At 66.5% G+C, this 19,505-nt stretch carries 18 protein-coding genes; 9 read left to right on the top strand and 9 right to left on the bottom strand.

The annotated features are described in order from the left end of the window. The first annotated feature begins 13 nt into the window (after nt 1-13). The 3 genes from KBZ13_RS11475 (at nt 14) to KBZ13_RS11465 (ending at nt 3,578) form a co-directional block, all read left to right on the top strand. Nucleotides 14-1,390: a PP2C family protein-serine/threonine phosphatase gene (locus KBZ13_RS11475; protein ID WP_255009401.1), complete on the top strand. Its 1,377-nt coding sequence runs from the start codon at nt 14-16 to the stop codon at nt 1,388-1,390. A 52-nt stretch (nt 1,391-1,442) separates the two neighbouring features. After that, nucleotides 1,443-2,873, top strand: a complete 1,431-nt coding sequence (gene argH, locus KBZ13_RS11470; RefSeq protein WP_255009270.1) for an argininosuccinate lyase — start codon at nt 1,443-1,445, stop codon at nt 2,871-2,873. A gap of 129 nt (nt 2,874-3,002) precedes the next feature. Then, entirely contained in the window at nt 3,003-3,578 is a 576-nt protein-coding gene (locus tag KBZ13_RS11465; RefSeq protein WP_255009269.1) for an RNA recognition motif domain-containing protein, read from the top strand. A 60-nt stretch (nt 3,579-3,638) separates the two neighbouring features. Here KBZ13_RS11465 and dusA read toward each other — a convergent pair whose 3' ends face one another. After that, entirely contained in the window at nt 3,639-4,628 is a 990-nt protein-coding gene (gene dusA / locus KBZ13_RS11460) for a tRNA dihydrouridine(20/20a) synthase DusA (RefSeq protein ID WP_255009267.1), read from the bottom strand. Between the two features lie 31 nt (nt 4,629-4,659). On the opposite strand from dusA, the gene KBZ13_RS11455 reads away from it, so the two are divergent. Next, nucleotides 4,660-5,943: an NAD(P)/FAD-dependent oxidoreductase gene (locus KBZ13_RS11455; protein ID WP_255009265.1), complete on the top strand. Its 1,284-nt coding sequence runs from the start codon at nt 4,660-4,662 to the stop codon at nt 5,941-5,943. On the opposite strand, the gene KBZ13_RS11450 is transcribed toward KBZ13_RS11455, so the two are convergent. From KBZ13_RS11450 to KBZ13_RS11440, 3 genes are all read right to left on the bottom strand, one after another. Then, the gene (locus KBZ13_RS11450) at nt 5,908-7,170 is read right to left on the bottom strand and encodes a type II secretion system F family protein (RefSeq protein ID WP_255009263.1); all 1,263 of its coding nucleotides are present in this window, start codon (nt 7,168-7,170) and stop codon (nt 5,908-5,910) included. The genes KBZ13_RS11455 and KBZ13_RS11450 overlap by 36 nt on opposite strands. Nucleotides 7,171-7,193: 23 nt before the next feature. Further along, the gene (locus KBZ13_RS11445; RefSeq protein ID WP_255009261.1) at nt 7,194-8,273 is read right to left on the bottom strand and encodes a type IV pilus twitching motility protein PilT; all 1,080 of its coding nucleotides are present in this window, start codon (nt 8,271-8,273) and stop codon (nt 7,194-7,196) included. Between the two features lie 64 nt (nt 8,274-8,337). Continuing rightward, nucleotides 8,338-10,173 (bottom strand): GspE/PulE family protein, encoded by a 1,836-nt coding sequence (locus KBZ13_RS11440; protein ID WP_255009259.1) that lies wholly within the window; start codon nt 10,171-10,173, stop codon nt 8,338-8,340. 102 nt (nt 10,174-10,275) lie between these two features. Between KBZ13_RS11440 and grpE the strand changes: the two genes are divergently transcribed. The 4 genes from grpE to rsgA all read left to right on the top strand — a co-directional run bounded on the left by grpE (nt 10,276) and on the right by rsgA (nt 13,411). Continuing rightward, nucleotides 10,276-10,989 (top strand): nucleotide exchange factor GrpE, encoded by a 714-nt coding sequence (gene grpE, locus KBZ13_RS11435; RefSeq protein ID WP_255009257.1) that lies wholly within the window; start codon nt 10,276-10,278, stop codon nt 10,987-10,989. Between the two features lie 91 nt (nt 10,990-11,080). Next, entirely contained in the window at nt 11,081-12,193 is a 1,113-nt protein-coding gene (dnaJ, locus tag KBZ13_RS11430) for a molecular chaperone DnaJ (RefSeq protein WP_255009255.1), read from the top strand. Continuing rightward, nucleotides 12,193-12,417: a sulfurtransferase TusA family protein gene (locus KBZ13_RS11425; protein ID WP_255009253.1), complete on the top strand. Its 225-nt coding sequence runs from the start codon at nt 12,193-12,195 to the stop codon at nt 12,415-12,417. The genes dnaJ and KBZ13_RS11425 overlap by 1 nt, the downstream gene beginning before the upstream one ends. Further along, nucleotides 12,407-13,411, top strand: coding sequence for a ribosome small subunit-dependent GTPase A (gene rsgA, locus KBZ13_RS11420; RefSeq protein ID WP_255009252.1), 1,005 nt, complete (start codon nt 12,407-12,409; stop codon nt 13,409-13,411). The genes KBZ13_RS11425 and rsgA overlap by 11 nt, the downstream gene beginning before the upstream one ends. On the opposite strand, the gene KBZ13_RS11415 is transcribed toward rsgA, so the two are convergent. The 3 genes from KBZ13_RS11415 to murC are packed head-to-tail and all read right to left on the bottom strand — an operon-like array spanning nt 13,386 to nt 16,096. Further along, a complete protein-coding gene (locus KBZ13_RS11415; RefSeq protein ID WP_255009250.1) occupies nt 13,386-13,721 on the bottom strand; it encodes a YbaB/EbfC family nucleoid-associated protein in 336 nt (111 codons plus the stop codon). The two genes, rsgA and KBZ13_RS11415, sit on opposite strands and share 26 nt — an antisense overlap. Before the next feature lie 26 nt (nt 13,722-13,747). Further along, complete coding sequence (gene murB / locus KBZ13_RS11410) at nt 13,748-14,650, bottom strand: UDP-N-acetylmuramate dehydrogenase (RefSeq protein ID WP_255009248.1); 903 nt, start codon at nt 14,648-14,650, stop codon at nt 13,748-13,750. 3 nt (nt 14,651-14,653) lie between these two features. Further along, nucleotides 14,654-16,096, bottom strand: a complete 1,443-nt coding sequence (gene murC, locus KBZ13_RS11405; RefSeq protein WP_255009246.1) for a UDP-N-acetylmuramate--L-alanine ligase — start codon at nt 16,094-16,096, stop codon at nt 14,654-14,656. 169 nt (nt 16,097-16,265) lie between these two features. Between murC and gap the strand changes: the two genes are divergently transcribed. Beyond that, nucleotides 16,266-17,288 carry a type I glyceraldehyde-3-phosphate dehydrogenase gene (gene gap / locus KBZ13_RS11400; RefSeq protein WP_255009244.1) on the top strand — a complete coding sequence of 341 codons (1,023 nt, stop codon included), beginning with the start codon at nt 16,266-16,268 and terminating at the stop codon, nt 17,286-17,288. 74 nt (nt 17,289-17,362) lie between these two features. Here gap and thiL read toward each other — a convergent pair whose 3' ends face one another. Next, nucleotides 17,363-18,358, bottom strand: coding sequence for a thiamine-phosphate kinase (gene thiL, locus KBZ13_RS11395; protein ID WP_255009243.1), 996 nt, complete (start codon nt 18,356-18,358; stop codon nt 17,363-17,365). Then, the gene (locus tag KBZ13_RS11390; protein ID WP_255009241.1) at nt 18,351-19,460 is read right to left on the bottom strand and encodes a peptidylprolyl isomerase; all 1,110 of its coding nucleotides are present in this window, start codon (nt 19,458-19,460) and stop codon (nt 18,351-18,353) included. The genes thiL and KBZ13_RS11390 overlap by 8 nt, the downstream gene beginning before the upstream one ends. Nucleotides 19,461-19,505: the final 45 nt, after the last annotated feature.

Raw genomic sequence — 19,505 nt, 5'->3', positions numbered from 1 at the left:
TTTCGGTTCCCCCCTGCCGTCTTCGGCGCCGCTGAAGGCAGCGGGAGCGGCCACTGCTGCGGCCTCGCTGCGGGAGCTGCTGGACAGCCTCAGCCGCGAGCAACGCCGCAATCTGGAACTGCTCAGTTCCCTGGGCTTTGCCCTGCGCAGCTACACCAACCTCAACCGCTTTCTGGAGTTGGTGCCCCTGGTGGCCTCCCGTCTGGTGGGGGCCGAGGGAGCCGTGCTGGTGGTGTTCCACAGCGATGGCAGGCTGTGGCGGGAGCAATTGCAGGTGAGCGCCCCTGAACCCTATGGGGAGCGGCTGCGCCAGCTGGGGCGGCTCGAGGACCGCCAGCTGGCGATCGAGGCGGGCGAGGAGGTGGTCGCCCAACGGCTCGATCAGCACCTGGGCCGCCTGCTCAAGGATCAGCTCTTTTTCGGCACCTCCGTGGTGGCGCGTAACCGCCAGCGGGGGCGCCTTTATGTGTTCGGCGCGAGGGAATCTCTGAACTGGAGCGACGTGCACCGCCGTCACGTGCAACTGGTGGCCGATCTCACTGGCGTGGCCCTGGAGAGCGAAGCCCTGGTGCAGGACCGGCGCCTGCACGAGCGCCTGGACCGTCAGCTCAGCACCGGCGCCGAGATTCAGGCCCAGCTCCTTCCGGACCACTGCCCGGTGATCGAAGGTGTCGAGTTGGCGGCCCGTTGCCGCCCCGCCTTCCAGGTGGGAGGTGACTACTACGACTTCATCCCCACCCGCCCCCAACTGCTGGGTCGTCTGCGGGAGCAGGGCCGCTGGGCCCTGGTGATGGGGGACGTGATGGGCAAGGGGGTGCCCGCCGGGCTGCTGATGACTCTTTTGCGGGGAATGCTGCGGGCTGAGGTGCTCAGCGGCCTGCCACCGGATCGCATCCTCCATGACCTCAACCAGCTGGCCCAGGAGGACCTGGCCCACTCCCACCGCTTCGTCACGCTCTTCTATTCCGACTTCGACCCCCGCACCCGCCTGCTGCGCTACGCCAACGCGGCCCACAACCCGCCGCTGATCTGGCGCCGTCAGCGCAACAGCGTCGATCGGCTCGATGCGCCGGGCCTGCTGATCGGCCTGCAGCCCGATGCCGATTACGGCAGCGAGCAACTGGTGCTGGAGCCGGGTGACGTGCTCCTCTACTACACCGATGGGGTCACCGAGGCCGCCGGTTTCTCCGGCGAGCGCTTCGATGAGGAGCGGTTGATGCGGGCCCTGCAGACGGCCGGTCGCTCCGGCATCGGCGCCCAGGGCATTCTCGATCAGCTCTTCGGCCGCCTGGATCGCTTTGTCGGTCCCGATCGCCAGCTTGAGGACGACGCCTCGATGGTGGTGCTCAAGGTGCGGGAGGAGGTGGCGCTGCCCCCGTTGCCGATCTGAACCCTTGGCGTCGGGTGCCAAGCTGAAGGATTGCGGTTGTTCAGCGGCCCCGATGGCACCCGACGCACCTGAATCCAAGCCGGCGGTCGGTGTCACGGGGGGTGCGGACGGCAGCTGGAGCAACCGTTTCGAGCAGGGGCTGCATCCGGCGATCGAGCGCTTCAACGCCTCGATCGGCTTCGACCTCGAGCTGCTGCCCCAGGACCTGGACGGCTCGATCGCCCATGCCCGCATGCTCGGCAGCTGCGGCGTGATCACGGCCGAGGAGGCCGAGCAGCTGGTGGCGGGCCTGGAGACCATCCGCGCCGAGGCGGCGGCCGGTGCGTTCAACCCCGGGCTGGAGGCCGAGGACGTGCATTTCGCCGTCGAGCGGCGGCTGATCGACTTGTTGGGTTCCCTGGGCAAGAAGCTGCACACCGGCCGCAGCCGCAACGACCAGGTGGGCACCGACCTGCGGCTGTGGTTGCGGCAGAAGATCGACCACATCGACGGGGCCCTGGTGCGGTACGAGCGGGCGTTGCTCGCCCTGGCCGAGGCCCATGCTCAGACCCTGATTCCGGGCTACACCCATCTGCAGCGGGCTCAGCCGATCTGTCTGGCCCACCATCTGCTGGCCTACGTGGAGATGGCCGAGCGCGATCGCCAGCGCCTGGGCGACCTGCGCCGGCGGGTGAACATCTCTCCTTTGGGCGCAGCGGCCCTGGCGGGGACCCCGGTGCCGATCGATCGCCGTCACACCGCCGAGGCCCTGGGCTTCGAAGCGATCTACGCCAACAGCCTCGATGCCGTCAGCGACCGGGATTTCACCGTCGAGTTCAGTGCCGCCGCCAGCCTGGTGATGGTGCACCTCAGCCGCCTGAGTGAGGAGGTGATTCTCTGGGCCAGTGAGGAGTTTGGGTTCGTGCGCCTCAGCGACCGCTGCGCCACCGGCAGCAGCCTGATGCCCCAGAAGAAGAACCCCGATGTGCCCGAGCTGGTGCGGGGCAAGGCCGGCCGGGTCTTCGGCCATCTCCAGGGCCTGCTGGTGATGATCAAGGGCCTGCCCCTGGCTTACAACAAAGACTTCCAGGAGGACAAGGAGGCCCTGTTCGACGTGGTTCGCACCACGCTCGATTGCCTCGAGGCGATGGCGATCCTGTTGGAAGAAGGGATCAGCTTCCGCCCTGAGCGCCTGGAGGCGGCGGTGGCGGCCGATTTCTCCAACGCCACCGATGTGGCCGACTATCTCGCGGCCAAGGGGGTGCCGTTTCGAGAGGCCTATCAGTTGGTGGGAGGACTGGTGAAGCGCTGTCTGGCCGAGGGGGTCCTGCTGCGGGAACTGCCCCTGGAGCGTTGGCAGGAGCTTCATCCGGCCTTCGCCGCCGACATTTTTGAAGCGATCCACCCCCGCCAGGTGGTGGCGGCCCGACGCAGTGAGGGGGGGACCGGATTCGAGCAGGTGGCGAAGCAACTGCGGAGGGCCGCGGCCCGTCTGGAGCCCTGAACGTGCGTTTTTCGGGGCGTGGTCGGATGTCCCATTCGGACTAATCTTGGAAGGTGAGAGGTCACTGATTCGATCCTTGGATCGTGTGCTGTGACCTCCCCGATCCCGGTCATTCGGTCCCATCCGTCCGTGAGCATTTTTGTCGGTAACCTCCCCTTCCGCGCGGAGCAGGAAGACGTGGCGGAGTTGTTTGCCCCCTTCGGTGGTGTGGTCAATTGCTCCCTCCCCCTGGAGCGGGACACCGGGCGCAAGCGGGGATTCGCCTTCGTCGAACTGGCCGATGATGCCGCCGAAGGCCGCGCTATTGACGCCCTGCAGGGCGCCGAATTGATGGGCCGTCCGCTGCGGATCAACAAGGCAGAGCCCCGTGGCAGTGGCGCCCCCAGGCGTTCGGGTGGCGGTTACGGCGGCGGCGGCGGTGGTGGAGGCTATGGCGGTGATCGTCCGGCCGAGCGCGGTGGCTACGGCGGTGGTGGTGGTTATGGCGTGGGTGGCGGTGGCGGTGGCGGCTATCGGGGTGCCGCCAGCCCCGCGTCCGGCGCGGAGACCGAACGGGGTTCCGGGGCCAGCGGCTGGGAGGACCGCAGCTACGGCGGTGGCGCCGAGGGCTTCGAGGAGGGCCGCAGCCGCCGGCGGCGCAGCGGCAGCACCGGTGCTGGAGCCGACAGCTCCAGCGACGATGGCTACGGCGGGGCTGAGGTCTGAGCCAGGGCCGCTCCCTTGGTCCCGGGGATCTGCCGGTGCAGGGTAATCAGCCGGCTTGATTCAGAGGCCGCGGTCCTCCAGTTGCAGGGCCGCCCTCACCAGCACCTCCGGCCCCGCGCCTCTGGCCCCGGCGGCTTCACCAAGCTGCCGGCGCCAGTGGCGCGCTCCAGGCACCCCTTCCACCACCTGCACCAGGTGGCGGGCGATCGGCCATAGCCGCCCGCCGCCGGCACACCAGCGCTCCGCATAGGGAACCAAGCCCCGCACCACCGATGAGGCCGAGGCCAGCGTTGCCCCGCTCTCGCCGAACAGGTCCCGGTCCACACTCCGCCAGCGCAGGGGGTGGTCGTAGGCGGCCCGCCCCACCATCACCCCGTCGAGATGCTCCAGGTGGGGACGGCAGTCCTCCAGGTGCTGCAGACCGCCATTGAGTTCAATGCGCAGCTCCGGCCGTTCCTGCTTGAGCTGGTGAACGAGCTCGGGGCGCAGGGGGGGAATGGTGCGGTTCTGCTTGGGGTCGAGGCCGCTGAGCCAGGCCTTGCGCGCGTGCACGCTGAAGCGACTCGCTCCGGCGGCGGCCACCCGGTCGACGAAGGCCAGCAGGGCTTCGAAGGAATCGAGCGCATCGATGCCGATGCGGTGCTTGACGGTCACGGGCAGGGGCCCGGCGGCGGCCATGGCCGCCACGCATTGGGCGACCCTGTCCGGTTGAGCCATCAGGCAGGCCCCGAAGCGGCCCTTCTGCACCTTTTCACTGGGACAGCCCAGGTTCAGGTTGATCTCGTCGTAATTCCAGTCGGCGGCCAAGCGGGCGGCCTGGGCGAGCTGGGCCGGATCATCGCCACCCACCTGAAGGGCCAGGGGTTTCTCGCTGGGATCGAAGGCCAGGAGCGTCTCCCGCCTGCCGTGGTGCAGGGCCTGGGCCACGACCATCTCGGTGTAGAGCAGGCTGCGGCGGGTGATCTGGCGCATCAGCACCCGAAAGTGCCGATCGGTGTAGTCCATCATCGGAGCCACACTGAAGCGATGGGCGGCGAAGACGTCATCCATCGCCCCATGCTGCCCTTCGCCCGGTCCACCCATGCCTCCAGCGTTTGCGACCCCCTGGCCCCTGGTGGTGGCCGGTGGTGGTGCAGCGGGGTTCATGGCGGCGATCAGCGCCGCCGAAGCGGGGCTCAAAGGGGTGCTGCTGCTGGAGGCCACCCCCACACCCCTGGCGAAGGTGTTGATCAGCGGTGGTGGCCGTTGCAATGTCACCCACGCCTGCTGGGACCCCCGCGCGTTGGTGGGCCATTACCCCCGGGGCGGCCGGGCGTTACTGGGTCCCTTCAGCCGCTTTGCCACTGCCGAGGCGGTCGAGTGGTTCAAGGCCCACGGCCTGGAGCTGGTGGAGGAAGCCGATGGGCGCCTGTTCCCCCGCAGCAACCGCTCGAGTGCGGTGGTGGCCAGCCTTCGGGAGGCGGCCCAGGCGGCGGGGGTGACCCTGCGCACCGGTGCGGCCCTGCAAACGGCCGAAGCGCTCCAGCCAGAGGGTTTTGAGCTGAGCCTGCGAGCGAGCGAAGGCCCCACGGAGTTGCGCTGCTGCCAGCTGCTGCTGGCCACCGGCGGTCACCCCAGCGGCCGTCAGATCGCCGCGCGCCTCGGCCACACGCTCGTGCCGCCGGTGCCTTCGCTGTTCACGCTGGCGCTGAAACCCAACCCGTTGCAGGAGCTAGCCGGGGTGGTCATGGATCCGGTGCGCCTGCAGTTGGAGCTTCCGGGAGCTCGCTTCCAGCAGCAGGGGCCGGTGCTGGTGACCCACTGGGGCCTCAGCGGTCCGGCCACCCTGCGGCTGACCGCCTTCGCCGCCCGGGCGTTGAAGGAGCAGGGATACCGCGCTCAGCTACGGGTGGATTGGAGCGGTGGCCGCAGCCAGCAGGATCTGGAGGTTGCCTTCGAGGGACTGCGGCGTGATCAGGCCCGTCGTCAGTTGAGCAGCTGGCGGCCCTGGCCCGAGCTCAGCCGCCGGCTCTGGCTGCATCTGCTGGCCGTTTGCGGCATCGAGGGCACGGGCCGTTGGGCGGAGCTGCGGCGGCCCCAGCAAAAGGCCCTGATCGACGCCCTTCGGGCCAGCCGCTACGCGGTGGGGGGTCGTGGCCCCTTTGGCGAAGAGTTCGTCACCGCTGGGGGGGTGAGCCTCGGGGAGGTGAACCTGGCCACCATGGCCAGCCGCAAGCTGACCGGGCTGTATTTCGCCGGAGAGTTATTGGATGTGGATGGCATCACCGGTGGCTTCAATTTCCAGCACTGCTGGAGCTCCGGTTGGCTCGCGGGACGGGCGTTGGCCGCGTCAGCGGATCTTGTCGAAGACGGAGAACATCGGTAGATACATCGCCACCAGGATGGAGGCCACCATGCCGCCGACGATCACGATCATGAACGGTTCGATCAAGGCCGTCAGTGCTTTGGTGGTAGTACTCACTTCGTCCTCGTAAAAGTCGGCCACTTTGGTCAGCATCTTATCCATTTCACCGGTTTCCTCGCCGATCGCCAACATGCTCATCGCCATCTCTGGAAACACATTTCCCTTGTTCAAGGAGCTGCTGAGGGGGATGCCCTCCTGCACATCTTTTCTGGAGGCGCCGATCGCATCGGAGATGATCGTGTTGCCGGCGGTTTCCTGAACGATCTCCAGGCAAAGCAGGATCGGCACGCCTGCCCTGCTCAGGGAGCTGTAGACGCGGCAAAACTGGGCGGTGGCGCTTTTTTGGATGAGGTCACCAAAGAGGGGAACCTTAAGCATCAAGGCATCCACCTTGCGTCGCCCCGCTGGTGTGGCATAAAAGCGGCCAAAAAGCCAGGCCGCCAGCATGATTCCACCGACCAGAAAGAAGGAGAAGGAGGATCGCAACAGAGCGCTGAGATTCACCAGGGCTTGCGTGAAGGCGGGTAGTTCAGCGCCCAGTTGTTTGAAGATATCGGCAAATTGAGGGATCACGAAGATCGTCATTCCCAGAAAAACGCCGATGGCGATGACGAACACGGCAACGGGATAGCCCAGGGCCCCCTTGATCTGGTTCTGAAGCTTTGAGATGTTCTCGAGCAGAATCGCCAGGCGCCTGAGGGTTTCATCCAGCACACCGCCGGCCTCGCCCGCCTCCACCATGGCCACGAACAACCGATCAAAGATCTTGGGAAACTTGCGCATGGAGCTTCCCAGGTTGCCGCCCTGGTTCACATCCACACTGATCTGGCTGATCGCCCGTTTGAACATGGGCAACTTCTGCTGGTGGGCCATCAGATCAAGGCTGCGCACGATCGGCACGCCCGCATCGACCATGGCCGCCAATTTGGTGGCGAAGATCGCCTTGTCCTTCACCCCTGGGACCTTTTCAAAGGCTGCGCCCAGTTCCATGCTGAGGAGTGAATTGGCGCCTTTCTTCTCGGCTCCCCCCTTGGCTCCGGCTTGGGCGCCATTGCCGGCCACCAGGCTTGAAGGGGCGATGCCCCGGCGCCGCAGGTCCCGTTTGGCCGCATTTTGATCGGCCGCTGTGAGTTTCAGCTGTCGTTGCTGACCCAGGGTGTTGGTGTAGGTGGCGGTGAAGGTGGGCATCGATCGTTAAGAGAGGGAATGAATCAAATCTTGTTTTCGAGCAGCCGGTTCAATTCCTCTGGCTTGCTGGCTTTGCCCTGGGCCTCTTTGGCGCTGATCTCGCCTCTGAGAACCATATCGGCCAAGGCCTTCTCCAGGGTGATCATGCCGAAGGTGGCACCGGTCTGGATCTGGGAGTAGATCTGGGCTGTCTTGCCTTCACGGATCAGGTTCCCGAGGGCGGGCGTGTTGATCATGATCTCCTGGGCCATCACCCGGCCGAACTGACCGGGCTCAGGATTGAGCCGCTTGCACAGGGTCTGCGAGAAGACGGCCAGAAGGCTGTTGCTCAGCTGCACCCGAATCTGGGTCTGCTGGGCCGCCGGAAACACATCCACCATGCGGTCCACGGTCTGGGCGGCGGAGCTGGTGTGCAGGGTTCCGAAGACCAGGTGGCCCGTTTCGGCGGCGGTGATGGCCAGCTGAATCGTTTCCAGGTCGCGCATTTCCCCCACCAGAATCACATCCGGGTCTTCGCGCAGGGCTGCCCGCAGGGCATTGGCGAAGCTCTTGGTGTCGTCATGGAGCTGGCGTTGATGCACCAGAGATTTATCGTTTTTGTAGGTGAATTCGATCGGATCTTCGACCGTGATGATGTGTTCGGCCCTGGTGTGGTTGATGTGATCGAGCAGGGCCGCCAGCGTGGTGGTTTTCCCTGATCCGGTGGGTCCGGTGACCAGCACCAGGCCCCGGGGCTTGCGGCTCATTTCCTCCACCACAGGAGGCAGGTTGAGGGATTCCAGGCTGGGAACGTCGTTGCCCAGGGCCCGCAGGCAGGCGGCGTAAGTACCTCGCTGGCGGTAGACGTTGACCCGAAAGCGGGCCACGCCCTTGAGGCCGTAGGAACAATCCAGTTCCCAGTTTTGCTCCAGCTGTTTGCGCTGAGCATTGTTCACCATGGAAAAAATCAGCCGGTTGCAGTCTTCCTCGGAGAGTTTGTCTTCTGTGATCGGCTGAAGTTGGCCATTGAATCGACCGTAGGGAGGGTGTCCTGTGGCGAGGTGAAGGTCGCTGCCGCCATCCTTGACCACTTTCATCATCAGGTCTTCGATCAAGAGCTCCATGGCCGCGATGCTTTTCGCCTATTGTGTTCGATCAGAAGGCAAACAGCAAGCATCGAAACGAGTTTCAGCCACGGGCTGTCAGGCAGTAGGGGCACTCGAGCCATTCATCGCGCATGCCGGCGCCGCAGCCCCGGCAGGTGCTCGTGGTGATCGCTCGGGCCCGGCGCTCCGATTCCAGACCTGAGTCGGTGAGGATCATGCGTTCAATTTCCTCCAGGGTTGTGTAGCCCTGACGGACCAGATCTAGTCCGTAGCTAAGCAAGGTCTTCATGCCCGATTCGATCGCAATTTTGCGAATCTGATCAGTGGTGGCTTGCTGGGAGATCGCCGAGGTCAGATTTTCATTGATTCGCAGAACTTCATAGATTCCGATCCGACCCTTATAACCGCTGCCTTGACAAGTCTGGCAGATGCCACTGCCGACATGGTTGGTTTTTTTGGCTTTGTAGAAGGTGACATTTTCCTCAGAGCTGCTGAGCAGTCCGAAGCGCCCCAATTCCTGCGAAGAGGGGTGATACTCCATGCGGCAGCTGGGGCAGACGCGGCGCACCAGACGCTGGGAGACAATCCCAAGCAGGGAGGCGCTGACCATGAACGGCTCCACACCCATTTCCGCCAGGCGGGCGATGGCGCTGGGGGCGTCGTTGCAATGGAGGGTGGTGAGCACCAAGTGTCCGGTCAAGGCCGCCTCAATGGCGGTCTTGGCGGTTTCCAGGTCCCGGGTTTCCCCCACCAGGAGCACGTCGGGATCCTGACGCATGAAGGCCCGCAGCGCCAGGGAGAAGTCGAAGCCCTTTTCACGGTTCACCTGGCTCTGGGTGATGCCCTTGAGGGTGTATTCGATTGGATCTTCGACCGTGGAAATGTTGATGTCCGGGCTGTTGCGCTCAGCCAGGAGCGAATAGAGCGTGGTGGATTTACCCGAGCCTGTGGGCCCGGTCACCAGAATCATGCCGAAGGGTTTCGAACCAAGGTCGCGAAGGGTTTCCAGGGCAACAGGATCGGTGATCAGCTTGTCGAGGCCCAGCTGGGTGGCGCCGCTGTCCAGCAGCCGCATCACCACTTTCTCCCCATACTTGGTAGGAAGTGTGCTGACCCGAAGATCGAAGGTGCGGCCCCTGAACACCCGTCTGATGCGGCCATCCTGGGGCATGCGACGCTCGGCGATGTCCAGCTCGGACATGATTTTCAAGCGTGAGGTGACCGCTGGAATGATGTTCTTGGGCAGTTTTTCCAGCTGTTGCAGCACCCCGTCCTGCCTGAAACGGATCACCAGGCCATCTTCCTGTGGTTCGACGTGAATATCACTGGTGCCCGTACTCAGCGCCTGGATCAGGATCTTGTCCACCAGGCTGATGATCGGTGAGGCGTTGGAGGCGTTGATGCTGGACTCCAGGTCCATGTTGTTGGGGTCCTCCTCCTGGGACTCCTCCAACCGTCCGGGGATGTTGAGGTCATCAAGCAGGGAGAGCCGAACTGGTGGTAACTCTTCCTCGCCTTCCCCCTCGATGGGCTCCTCCAGCAGGGCGCCGGCATCGCTGTCGTCGGGGACGAGGGATTGACCGCTGAGGGCGGCTTCGATCTCTTCCTGCAGTGCCATCCGCAGCTCGGTCTCGAGGCCCTTGGCGGTCAGTTCTTCCCCGAGGGCCAGCCGTTGCTCCAGGCCCCAGAACGTAGGGATGGCGATCGTTGCCCGGTTCCCCTCCCTGCCCACCACCAGACAGCCCAGTTCGCGGCTGCGTTCAGGGCTGAGCACCGCTTCGTTGCCGCTGGCTTCGGCGCCGCCACGGGCCAGCACGTCCGGCCGCAGCACCTGTTCCCCCATCAGCAACTCCACTTCAAGCCGTTGCTGGGCCACGGTCTTGGCAGCGGGAACCGGACGGGCGGGCGTGAGGGTCATGGCGACGGCAGGCTGGAGGTTCAAAGGTGCGGGCTTCCCCCGCTTGTGGGAGGCGGGCCCAGACGTTCAACATGTCTAAGTCCAAATTCTGGTTCAGTCAGCATGAGCGGCGAAGCCACGCCTTCCTCTTCCCAGGGCAACCATGCCGCCGAGGGCGCGTCAGACCACCCGGTGGATGACCTCAACGGGCTCGGGGCCGACGCCGGCCAGGCGGCGGGCGAGCCGGTAGACGCTTCGGCCCAGGCTGACGCCTTTCGGGCTCCTCAGGCGGAAGGGGGCGATGCCGAGCGACGTCCCCTTCTCGAAGCCGAGATCGAGCGCCTCAAGGCCGACAACGAGAGCCTGCGGGCCCAATACATGCGCATTGCCGCCGATTTCGACAACTTCCGCAAGCGCCAGAGCCGCGATCAGGACGACCTCAAGCAGCAGATCATCTGTTCCACCTTGAGCGAAGTTCTGCCGGTGGTGGACAACTTCGATCGGGCTCGCCAGCAGCTCAACCCCGAGGGGGAGGAGGCCCTGAGCCTGCATCGCAGTTACCAGGGTCTCTACAAACAGTTGGTGGACGTGTTCAAGCAGTTGGGGGTGTCCCCGATGCGGGTGGAGGGGGAACCCTTTGATCCCAGCCTGCACGAGGCGGTGCTGCGGGAGCCAAGTGAGGAGCACCCCGAAGACGTGGTGATCGCCGAGCTGCAGCGGGGGTACCACCTCGATGGGCGTGTGTTGCGCCACGCACTGGTGAAGGTGTCGATGGGCCCTGGTCCCAGCTCCGGTGACGCCCCCAACCCGGCAGCGCAGGACGTCCAGGCGGGCTGAGACCTCTGCTGGTCCCAGGCGCGGGGGTCGGTTCTCACCCCTTCGGAGTGGCCGCTGGTGAGTTTTAGGGTGGCAGCGACTGACAGGGCCGATGGCGGATTACTACGACCTGCTTGGGGTGCCACGGGAGGCAGACGCCGAGACCCTCAAGCGGGCCTACCGCCGTCTGGCTCGCCAGTACCACCCGGACATCAACAAGGATCCCGGCGCCGAGGATCGCTTCAAGGAAATCGGTCGCGCCTACGAGGTGCTCAGCGATCCCCAGACCCGCTCCCGCTACGACCAGTTCGGTGAGGCGGGCCTGGGCGGTGCCGCCGGAGCCCCCGACATGGGCGATATGGGCGGGTTCGCCGACCTGTTCGAGACCTTCTTCAGCGGATTCGGCGGAGCTGGCGGCGCTCCGGGCCCCCGCCGCCGCGGCCCTCGCCAGGGGGATGACCTGCGCCTTGACCTCACGATCAGCTTCAAGGAGGCGATCTTCGGCCAGGAGCGGGACGTGCAGATCCGCCATCTGGAAACCTGCACCACCTGCAGTGGTTCCGGGGCGAAATCAGGCAGCGGGCCCACCACCTGTGGCACCTGCAACGGTGCCGGCCAGGTGCGTCGGGCCACCCGCACTCCCTTCGGCAGCTTCACCCAGGTGGCCCCCTGCCCCACCTGTGAGGGCACCGGCCAGGTGATCGCCGACCCCTGCAATGCCTGTGGTGGCCAGGGCCTGCAGCAGGTGCGCAAGAAGCTGCGCCTGAACATTCCCGCCGGGGTCGATTCCGGCACCCGCCTGCGGGTGGCCGGTGAGGGCAACGCTGGCCAGCGGGGCGGCCCCGCGGGGGATCTGTATGTGTTCCTGACCGTTCAGACCAATTCCCAGCTGCGCCGCGACGGGATCCACATCCACTCCGAGGTCAGCGTCAGCTACCTGCAGGCGATCCTGGGCGATCGCATCGAGGTGGAAACGGTGGATGGCCCGGAAACCCTTGAGATTCCAGCCGGCACCCAGCCCGGCGCGGTGCTCACGCTGACGGGCAAGGGGGTGCCCAAGCTCGGCAACCCTGTGGCGCGAGGCAATCATCAGTTCACCATCAAGGTGAAGTTGCCCACCAAGCTCTCGAGCGAGGAACGCTCCCTGCTCGATCAACTGGCCGGTCACCACGCCAGCAAGGACCATCCCCACAAGAGCGGCCTGTTCGGCGGGCTGTTCGGTTGATGCACGCCCTCGACCTGCGCGGTACCCCCTGTCCGGTGAACTTCATCCGCGCCCGGTTGGCCCTTGAGGCGATCGAGCCCGGCGAGTGCCTGTGGGTGGATCTGGAGGCGGGGGAGCCGGAGCGTTCCGTGGGTGAGGGTTTGCGCCGTGAGGGTCACGCGGTGGAGGTGAGCCCCAGCGAAAACGGCTCCGTGCGCCTGCTGATCCGCCGCCATGGCGGCTGAGGCCCGGGTGGTGGCCCTTCAGGCCAATTTCTGCCAGGTGCAGCTCAGCCGACCCGGTCCCGGAGCGGTCGAGCGCCTGCTGTGCACCCGCCGCACCCGGCTGGGGAAGCGCGGTCAGCAGATCTGTGTGGGTGATTGGGTGAGCGTGGAGGCGATCGACTGGGTGGAGCGGCGCGGCGCCATCGCTGGGCGCGGGGATCGGCAGAGCCTGCTGGAGCGGCCGGCCGTGGCCAATTGCACCCGCATCGTCGTGGTGGTCTCCCTGGCTCAACCCGAACCCGATCCCCTTCAGCTCACCCGTTTCCTGATCACCGCCGAGCGCAGCCACCAGCAGGTGGAGGTGTTGTTCAGCAAGGCCGATCAGGTGCCCACAGAGCAGGTGGAGGCGTGGGTGAGGCGGTTGGAGGGTTGGGGCTACGCGGCCCTGGCGGTGTCCAGCCTGAGCGGTCTGGGGTTGGGCGAGCTGGCGGCTCGGCTCTCCACTCCGGGGCTCAGCGTGCTCTGCGGGCCCTCGGGGGTGGGCAAGAGCAGCCTGCTCAATGCCCTGCTGCCGGCGTTGCGGTTGCGGGTGGCCGCCGTGTCAGGTCGCCTGCAGCGGGGGCGCCACACCACCCGCCACGTGGAGCTGTTTGCCCTGGCCCAAGGGGCGCTGGTGGCGGATTCTCCGGGCTTCAACCGGCCCGATCTGCCCAGCGATCCCCAGGCCCTGGGACGACTGTTTCCCGAGATCCGCCAGGCGCTGGCGATCAGCCCCTGTCGGTTCAAGAATTGTCTCCACCAGGGGGATCCCGGCTGCGCCGTCGGCCAGCACTGGGACCGGTACGGGCTCTACGGCCAGTGCCTGCAGGACATCGCCTTCGGCGCTGAGGCCCCCCGTGAACGCTCGGTGCCTGTGCCCCAGCGGACCGGGGACTCCCGCCGTCTGCAGCGTCAGCGGCTTCAGGAGGAAATCGAGGATGAGGGAGAGATCAGCCTCCGAAACCCGGCAAATTGAGACCGCCGGTGAGCTGCTCCATGCGCTCCTTCATCGTGGTGGTGGAGAGCTCATAGGCCGCCTTGAGCGCTTCAAGGGTGGCGGTTTCGGTGGCTACGGCGCCTTCGCTCACCAGTTCAGGCGCGAGGCTGATCCTCAGCGGCTGCTGGTTGCCCGACAGCCAGACACTGGCGCGGCCATCCTCACTCTTCCCCTCCAGTTCGAGCGCATCGAGTTCATCCTGCAGTTTCTGGGCGTCCTGCTGGATCTGCTGGGCCTTGCGGAACGCTTCGGTGAGCTGGCCGAAGTTGGGAAGCCCGAAGCCGGACATGGATGCGATGCGGAGGTCTGGGCAGGCTAGGTCCTGGGGCCCAGTCGTTTCACCTCTGGATGCAGCCAGAGTCCATGGGCGGCGAGCACCTGCTGCTGCACCAGGGCGATCAGCCCATCGATGTCCCTGGCCGTGGCACCGCCTGTGTTGACGATGAAGTTGGCGTGCAACGGCGAAACCTGGGCGGCGCCCACCCGGGTGCCCTTGAGTCCCAGGTTCTCGATCAGTTGGCCCGCCTTCAGGGGTTCCGGGTTGCGGAAGACGCTGCCGCAACTTGGTTGCTGGTAGGGCTGGGTGCTGGTGCGGCTGAGCAGGTTGGCGCTGGTGCGCCGGCTGATCTCCGCCGGGTCATGGCCCGCCGTCAGCCGAAACCGGGCCGAGAGCACCACCAGGGGTTCCTCCTGCAGACGGCTGTGGCGGTAGGCGAAGGCCAGCTCCGCCGCCTTGAGCACGAAGGGTGTGCGGCCGCGCCCGGGGTCGAGCACGGTCACTTCCTCAAGCCAGTCGGCCGTGCAGCCCCCCTGGGCCCCCGCGTTCATCACCACGGCCCCGCCCACGGTGCCGGGGATGCCCACCGCCCACTCCAGCCCACTGAGACCGGCGCGGGCAGCCTTGCGGGCCAGGGTGGGGATCGGCTCCCCTGCTTGGGCCTCCACCAACCCAGAGCTTGCCTCAAGTGTGCTGCCCTGGAGACGGCGGAGGCAGAGGATCAGTCCCCCCAGACCGGCGTCGGCGATCAGCAGGTTGGAGCCGGCGCCGATCAGCTGCAGGTCGAGACCCTCGACCGTCGCCCAGCGGCTCAGGGAGATCAGCTGTTCGGGGGTTTCCGGCTCGGCGAACCATTGGGCGGGCCCCCCCACTTTCCAGGTGGTGTACTCCGCGAGCGGGATCGCCTGGCGCAGGCCGGCAGGGCGCAGACCAGTGGCCATCGCTCAGGCCGCCAGGGCCGGGGCGGCGTTGGGTTTTTCCAGGGCCTGGAGTCCGTCCCAGAGACCATTCACGTCACCGGCACCCATGGCCAGCACCAGATCCCCTTCCCGGCTGTGGCGACCCACCTGTTCGGCCAGGTGCAGGAGATCCTGGCTCACCCATACGGGCAGATCGGGCTTGAGCCGAGCCATGCACTGGGCGAGCGCTTCGCTGGAGATGCCCTTGATGGGGGCCTCGCCGGCCGCATAGAGCGGTGCCAGCAGCACCGCGTCGGCTTCGCAGAGCGCCTTGGCGAAGCCCTCGAGAAATTCGGCGGTGCGGCTGTAGCGATGGGGCTGGAACACCGCCACCAGCCGGCGGGGGGGCACCGGCAGGGGGCTGCGGCCGCTGCTGATCATCAACCGCGCCATCGCCAGAGTGGCCCCCACCTCGCTGGGGTGATGGGCGTAGTCGTCGACCACCTGGCGCCCGTGCCAGCTGCCGCGGAAGTCGAATCGGCGGCCAGGGGGCTGCAGCGACTGGATCGCCTGCTTCAGTTCGGCGAAGGACACCCCCTGGAGCCGGCAGGCGGCCAGGGCGGCGGTGGCGTTGCTGAGGTTGTGGAGACCCGGCAGGGGCAGCTCGAACAGGCCCAGGCTCTGGCCTTGTTCGAAGAACTCGGCTTCGGTGCGGTCGCCATCGAGGCGCCGGGGAAGGGCGGCGAAATCCATCCCTTCGCTGCGGCTGACCGACCACCAGGCCTGGGGCTCGAAGTGCTTCCGCAGGATCGGATCGTCGTGGTTGGCCAGCACCGATTCGCAGCCGCTGGCGAACCGCTTCAAGGTGGCGATCAGGGTCCCCAGGTCGGGGTAGTGATCGGTGTGGTCGAGCTCCAGGTTGGTGATCACCCCGAGGCTGGGCCTGAATTTCACCAGCGAGCCGTCGGATTCATCGGCCTCCGCCACCAGGAGCCGACCGGCGCCGTTGCGGCCATTGCTGCCGAAGGCGGGCACGATGCCGCCGATCACGGCCGTGGGGTCGTGGTTGGTGGCCAACAAGAGCGTGGCCACCAGGGTGCTGGTGGTGGTTTTGCCGTGGCTGCCGGCGATGGCGATCGAGGTCTGGCCGTTGATCAGGGCCGCCAGCACGTCGGAGCGATGACAGATCTCCAGGCCGGCGGAGCGGGCCGCGGTCAGTTCGGGGTTTGCCTCCGGCACGGCGGTGCTGATCACCACCAGCGGTGACCTTGAGATGCCGCTGCGGATGGCATCAATGGTGGCGCCGTTCTGCTGACGGAACACCCGAACCCCCCGCTGGCGCAGGTCCTGGAGCACGGCGCTGTCCTTGGGGTCCGAGCCGCTGACGTTGAAGCCCCGATCGGCCAGGATCCCCGCCAGCGCCGACATCCCGATTCCGCCAACCCCGATGAAGTGGAGAGGTTGCTGACGATCGAGCACAGGTCCCAAGGGAGCGTCCAAACCTGATCGAAGTTAAGCCGGGATGGTCCCCTTGTCTCTAGCGCCTGTCGCAAGGCGAGATCTGTCGGTTCGTGCCGTGACCGGGGAAGGCGGACCCCTATTTCTGTATGATTCGCATCCGAATCACCCGTTTTAGTAACGGGTTTCCCCCCCTGCCATGACCTTGCGTGTTGCGATCAATGGATTCGGCCGAATTGGTCGCAACTTCATGCGTTGTTGGCTGAGCCGTGGCGTCAACACCGGTATCGAGGTGGTTGGTCTCAACGACACGTCCGATCCCCGCACCAACTCCCACCTGCTCCAGTACGACTCGATGCTCGGGCACATCCGGGATGCCGAGGTCAGCTACTCCGATAGCGCGATCATCGTCAACGGCCGGGAGATCAAATGCTTCTCCGACCGCAATCCGCTCAACCTCCCCTGGAAGGAGTGGGGCGTGGACCTGGTGATCGAGGCCACCGGCGTCTTCAACGACGACGTGGGCGCCAGCAAGCACATTCAGGCGGGTGCCAGGAAAGTGATTCTCACCGCCCCCGGCAAGGGTGCCGGTGTGGGCACCTTCGTGGTGGGGGTCAATGCCGATCAGTACCGGCACGAGGATTTCGACATCCTCAGCAATGCCAGCTGCACCACCAACTGCATGGCACCGCTGGTCAAGGTTCTCGACCAGACCTTCGGCATCGTCAAGGGCACGATGACCACCACCCACAGCTACACCGGTGACCAGCGCATTCTCGACGCCTCCCACCGCGACCTGCGCCGGGCCCGGGCCGCCGCCGTGAACATCGTGCCCACCAGCACGGGCGCCGCCCAGGCCGTGGCCCTGGTCTATCCGCCCATGAAGGGCAAGCTCAGCGGCATCGCCATGCGGGTGCCCACCCCCAATGTGTCGGTGGTGGACATGGTGCTGGAAGTGGGTCGCCCCACCAACCGGGACGAAGTGAACGCCGTGCTGAAGGGAGCTTCCGAGGGTGCCATGAAGGGCATCATCAAGTACTCCGATCTGCCCCTGGTCTCCTCCGACCACGCCGGCACAGACGAATCCGCGATCGTCGACTCCGACCTCACCCTGGTGATGGGGGACAACATGCTGAAGGTGATCGCCTGGTACGACAACGAGTGGGGCTACAGCCAGCGGGTGGTCGATCTGGCCGAAGTGGTCTCCAGGAACTGGAAGTGACGTTTCGTTTATGTTGGCCGCCCCTGGGATGGGGCGGCTTTTTTTTGTGCAGCGCTTCAGTGCGTCGAAACCGTTCAGTTGGCCTCGAAGTGGCGGTAGCCGAGATTCGGGCTGAGCGACTCACCCGTTTCGGCCCAAAGCACCTGCCCAGGGCCTTCGACGAGTCGGCCAATCGCCGCGCTGCCGGGCAGGGCGTCCAAGAAGGCCTCGCACCAGCCGGGGGACAGGGCGAGCACCAGCTCGAAGTCCTCCCCGCCCCCGAGGCACCAGGCCTCCGCCAGGGCAAGGGGTGCCAGGGTCGGATCGATCGGTAGGGCGGCCCGCTCCAGCAGGGCGGTGCAACTGCTGCCGCGGGCCAGCAGGGTCACGGCCGTGGCCAGGCCATCGCTGCTGTCGGTGCCGCCGACCCGCCAGGGCTCCTGGGGCGGTCGGCTGCGCTCCAGGGCTTCCACGGCATCGAAGCGGGGGAGGGGGCGGCGATGGGCCCGGATGGCCCGTTGAACCCCCTCGCCCTCCAGGGACTCTTTGGGCGTTTCGCCCAGCAGCAGGGCGAGCCCCAGGCGGCTGAGGCCGTGGGGGCCGGTGCTGACCAGCCGATCTCCCGGGCGGCCATCGCCGCGGCCGATTGCCTCCCCCGGCGTCAGCTGCCCCAGGGCCGTGATCGCCAGCATCCGCTGCTCCCCGGCGCTGCAGTCCCCCCCCAGCAAATCGCCCCCGTAGCGCGCCAGGACCTCCCCCAGCCCGCCGTAGACCCCCTCCACCCAGCTCCAGGCGGTGGAGCCGGGGGCCACCAGTCCAACGGTGAGGCCCCGCACAGAGTGGCAGCCCATGGCCGCCAGATCAGAGAGGTTGGCCGCGGCGGCCCGCCAGCCCAGGTCAGCCGCCGCGATGGTGGCGTCGCTGAAGTGAACGCCCTCCACCAGAACATCGGTGGTGACCACCAGGACACGGTCGCCCGGTGCCTTTAGCAGGGCCCCGTCATCGTTGAACTGGCCAGGGGGCGCGTAAGCCTCCAGGCGTCGGATCAGCTCGGCTTCCCCCAGCGCCGCCAGGGTGGCCGGTTCAGCCATGGGCCCGCAGGTTCTCGGCCCCTTCCAGCACCTTGGCGCTCACGATGCCGTCATCGGCGGTGAGTTCGGAAAGCACATCGAAACCGTCCACCACGTAGCCGAAGGCGGCATAACGGCCGTCGATCAGGTTCAGGCCCGCCGGGGTCAGTTCCGGTTCGAATAAGAACAGGAAGAACTGGGAGGAGCCGTCGCCGAGGTCGGCGTCGGAGTGGGCCCAGCCCAGGGTGCCCTTGGTGGCAAAGGGCAGGCTGGGGGACGCTTTGAACAGGCCCAGCTCCTCGAAGGTCTGGTTGTAGAAGGGCTCGCTTTCGCCGGGCACCTTGATCTCCAGGGGAACCCGGCGTTGCTGCTTGCTCACCGGATCGACGAAGCCGTCGGCAGGGCCGGCGGGGGCGCCGGTCTGGAGCACGTAGAAATCTTCGGCGCGGTTGAAGGGCAGGCCGTCGTAGAAGCCTCGTTGCACCAGGTCGACGAAGGCTCCGGCGGTGAGCGGGGCGTTGTAGCCGTCCACCACAGCGGTCAGATCACCCTTGTTGGTGGTCAGGCGCACGGTGGCTCGGCCCAGCAGGCGGGGCAGTTCTGCGAATTGATCGGGGATCGTGAACGGGAACGGCCCCACCTGCAGCGCTTCTGCGGCGCCGATCGTGCTCAGGGCCTGGCGGCGAGCGGCCAGGAAGTCGTCGCGGTTCTGGGTTTCGGTGGTGGCGGCCAGGGCCTGCAACTGCCCATCGAGTTGATCGAGCAGGGCCCCAGTGGCGGCCCGGTCGGCCTCCGGGAAGCTGGCCAGGATCGCCCCCCTTTGGCCGCTGAACAGCGACTGTGTGCGCCGCACCGTGTTGGCCAGGGCGCTCCAGCGCTTGGCCCGCAGATCATCGCTGGAGTTCTCCAGCCGGTGCTGCAGATCCTGCAGTTGGGGCTGGTCCACCGGCAGGGCATCCCGCAGCAGCGCCGCGGGGTCGGTGATGGCGTTGCCGGGGGGCAGGGCCGCCAGGACCGGGACCGCGCCCGAGAGGTTCACCAGGCCGCCCAGCACCAGGGCCAACAGCCAGGCGAGGGCCTGCCCGCCTTGCCTTGCGTCGATCCTTCGATCTGTGCCTGTCATGGCCAATCCAGCCTCTGACTGGACTTTGGCACAGCCGTACAATCC

It is taken from the genome of Cyanobium sp. ATX 6F1, from assembly GCF_024346315.1.
GTDB lineage: Bacteria > Cyanobacteriota > Cyanobacteriia > PCC-6307 > Cyanobiaceae > ATX-6F1.
This window is presented reverse-complemented; position numbering and strand designations above follow the sequence as displayed.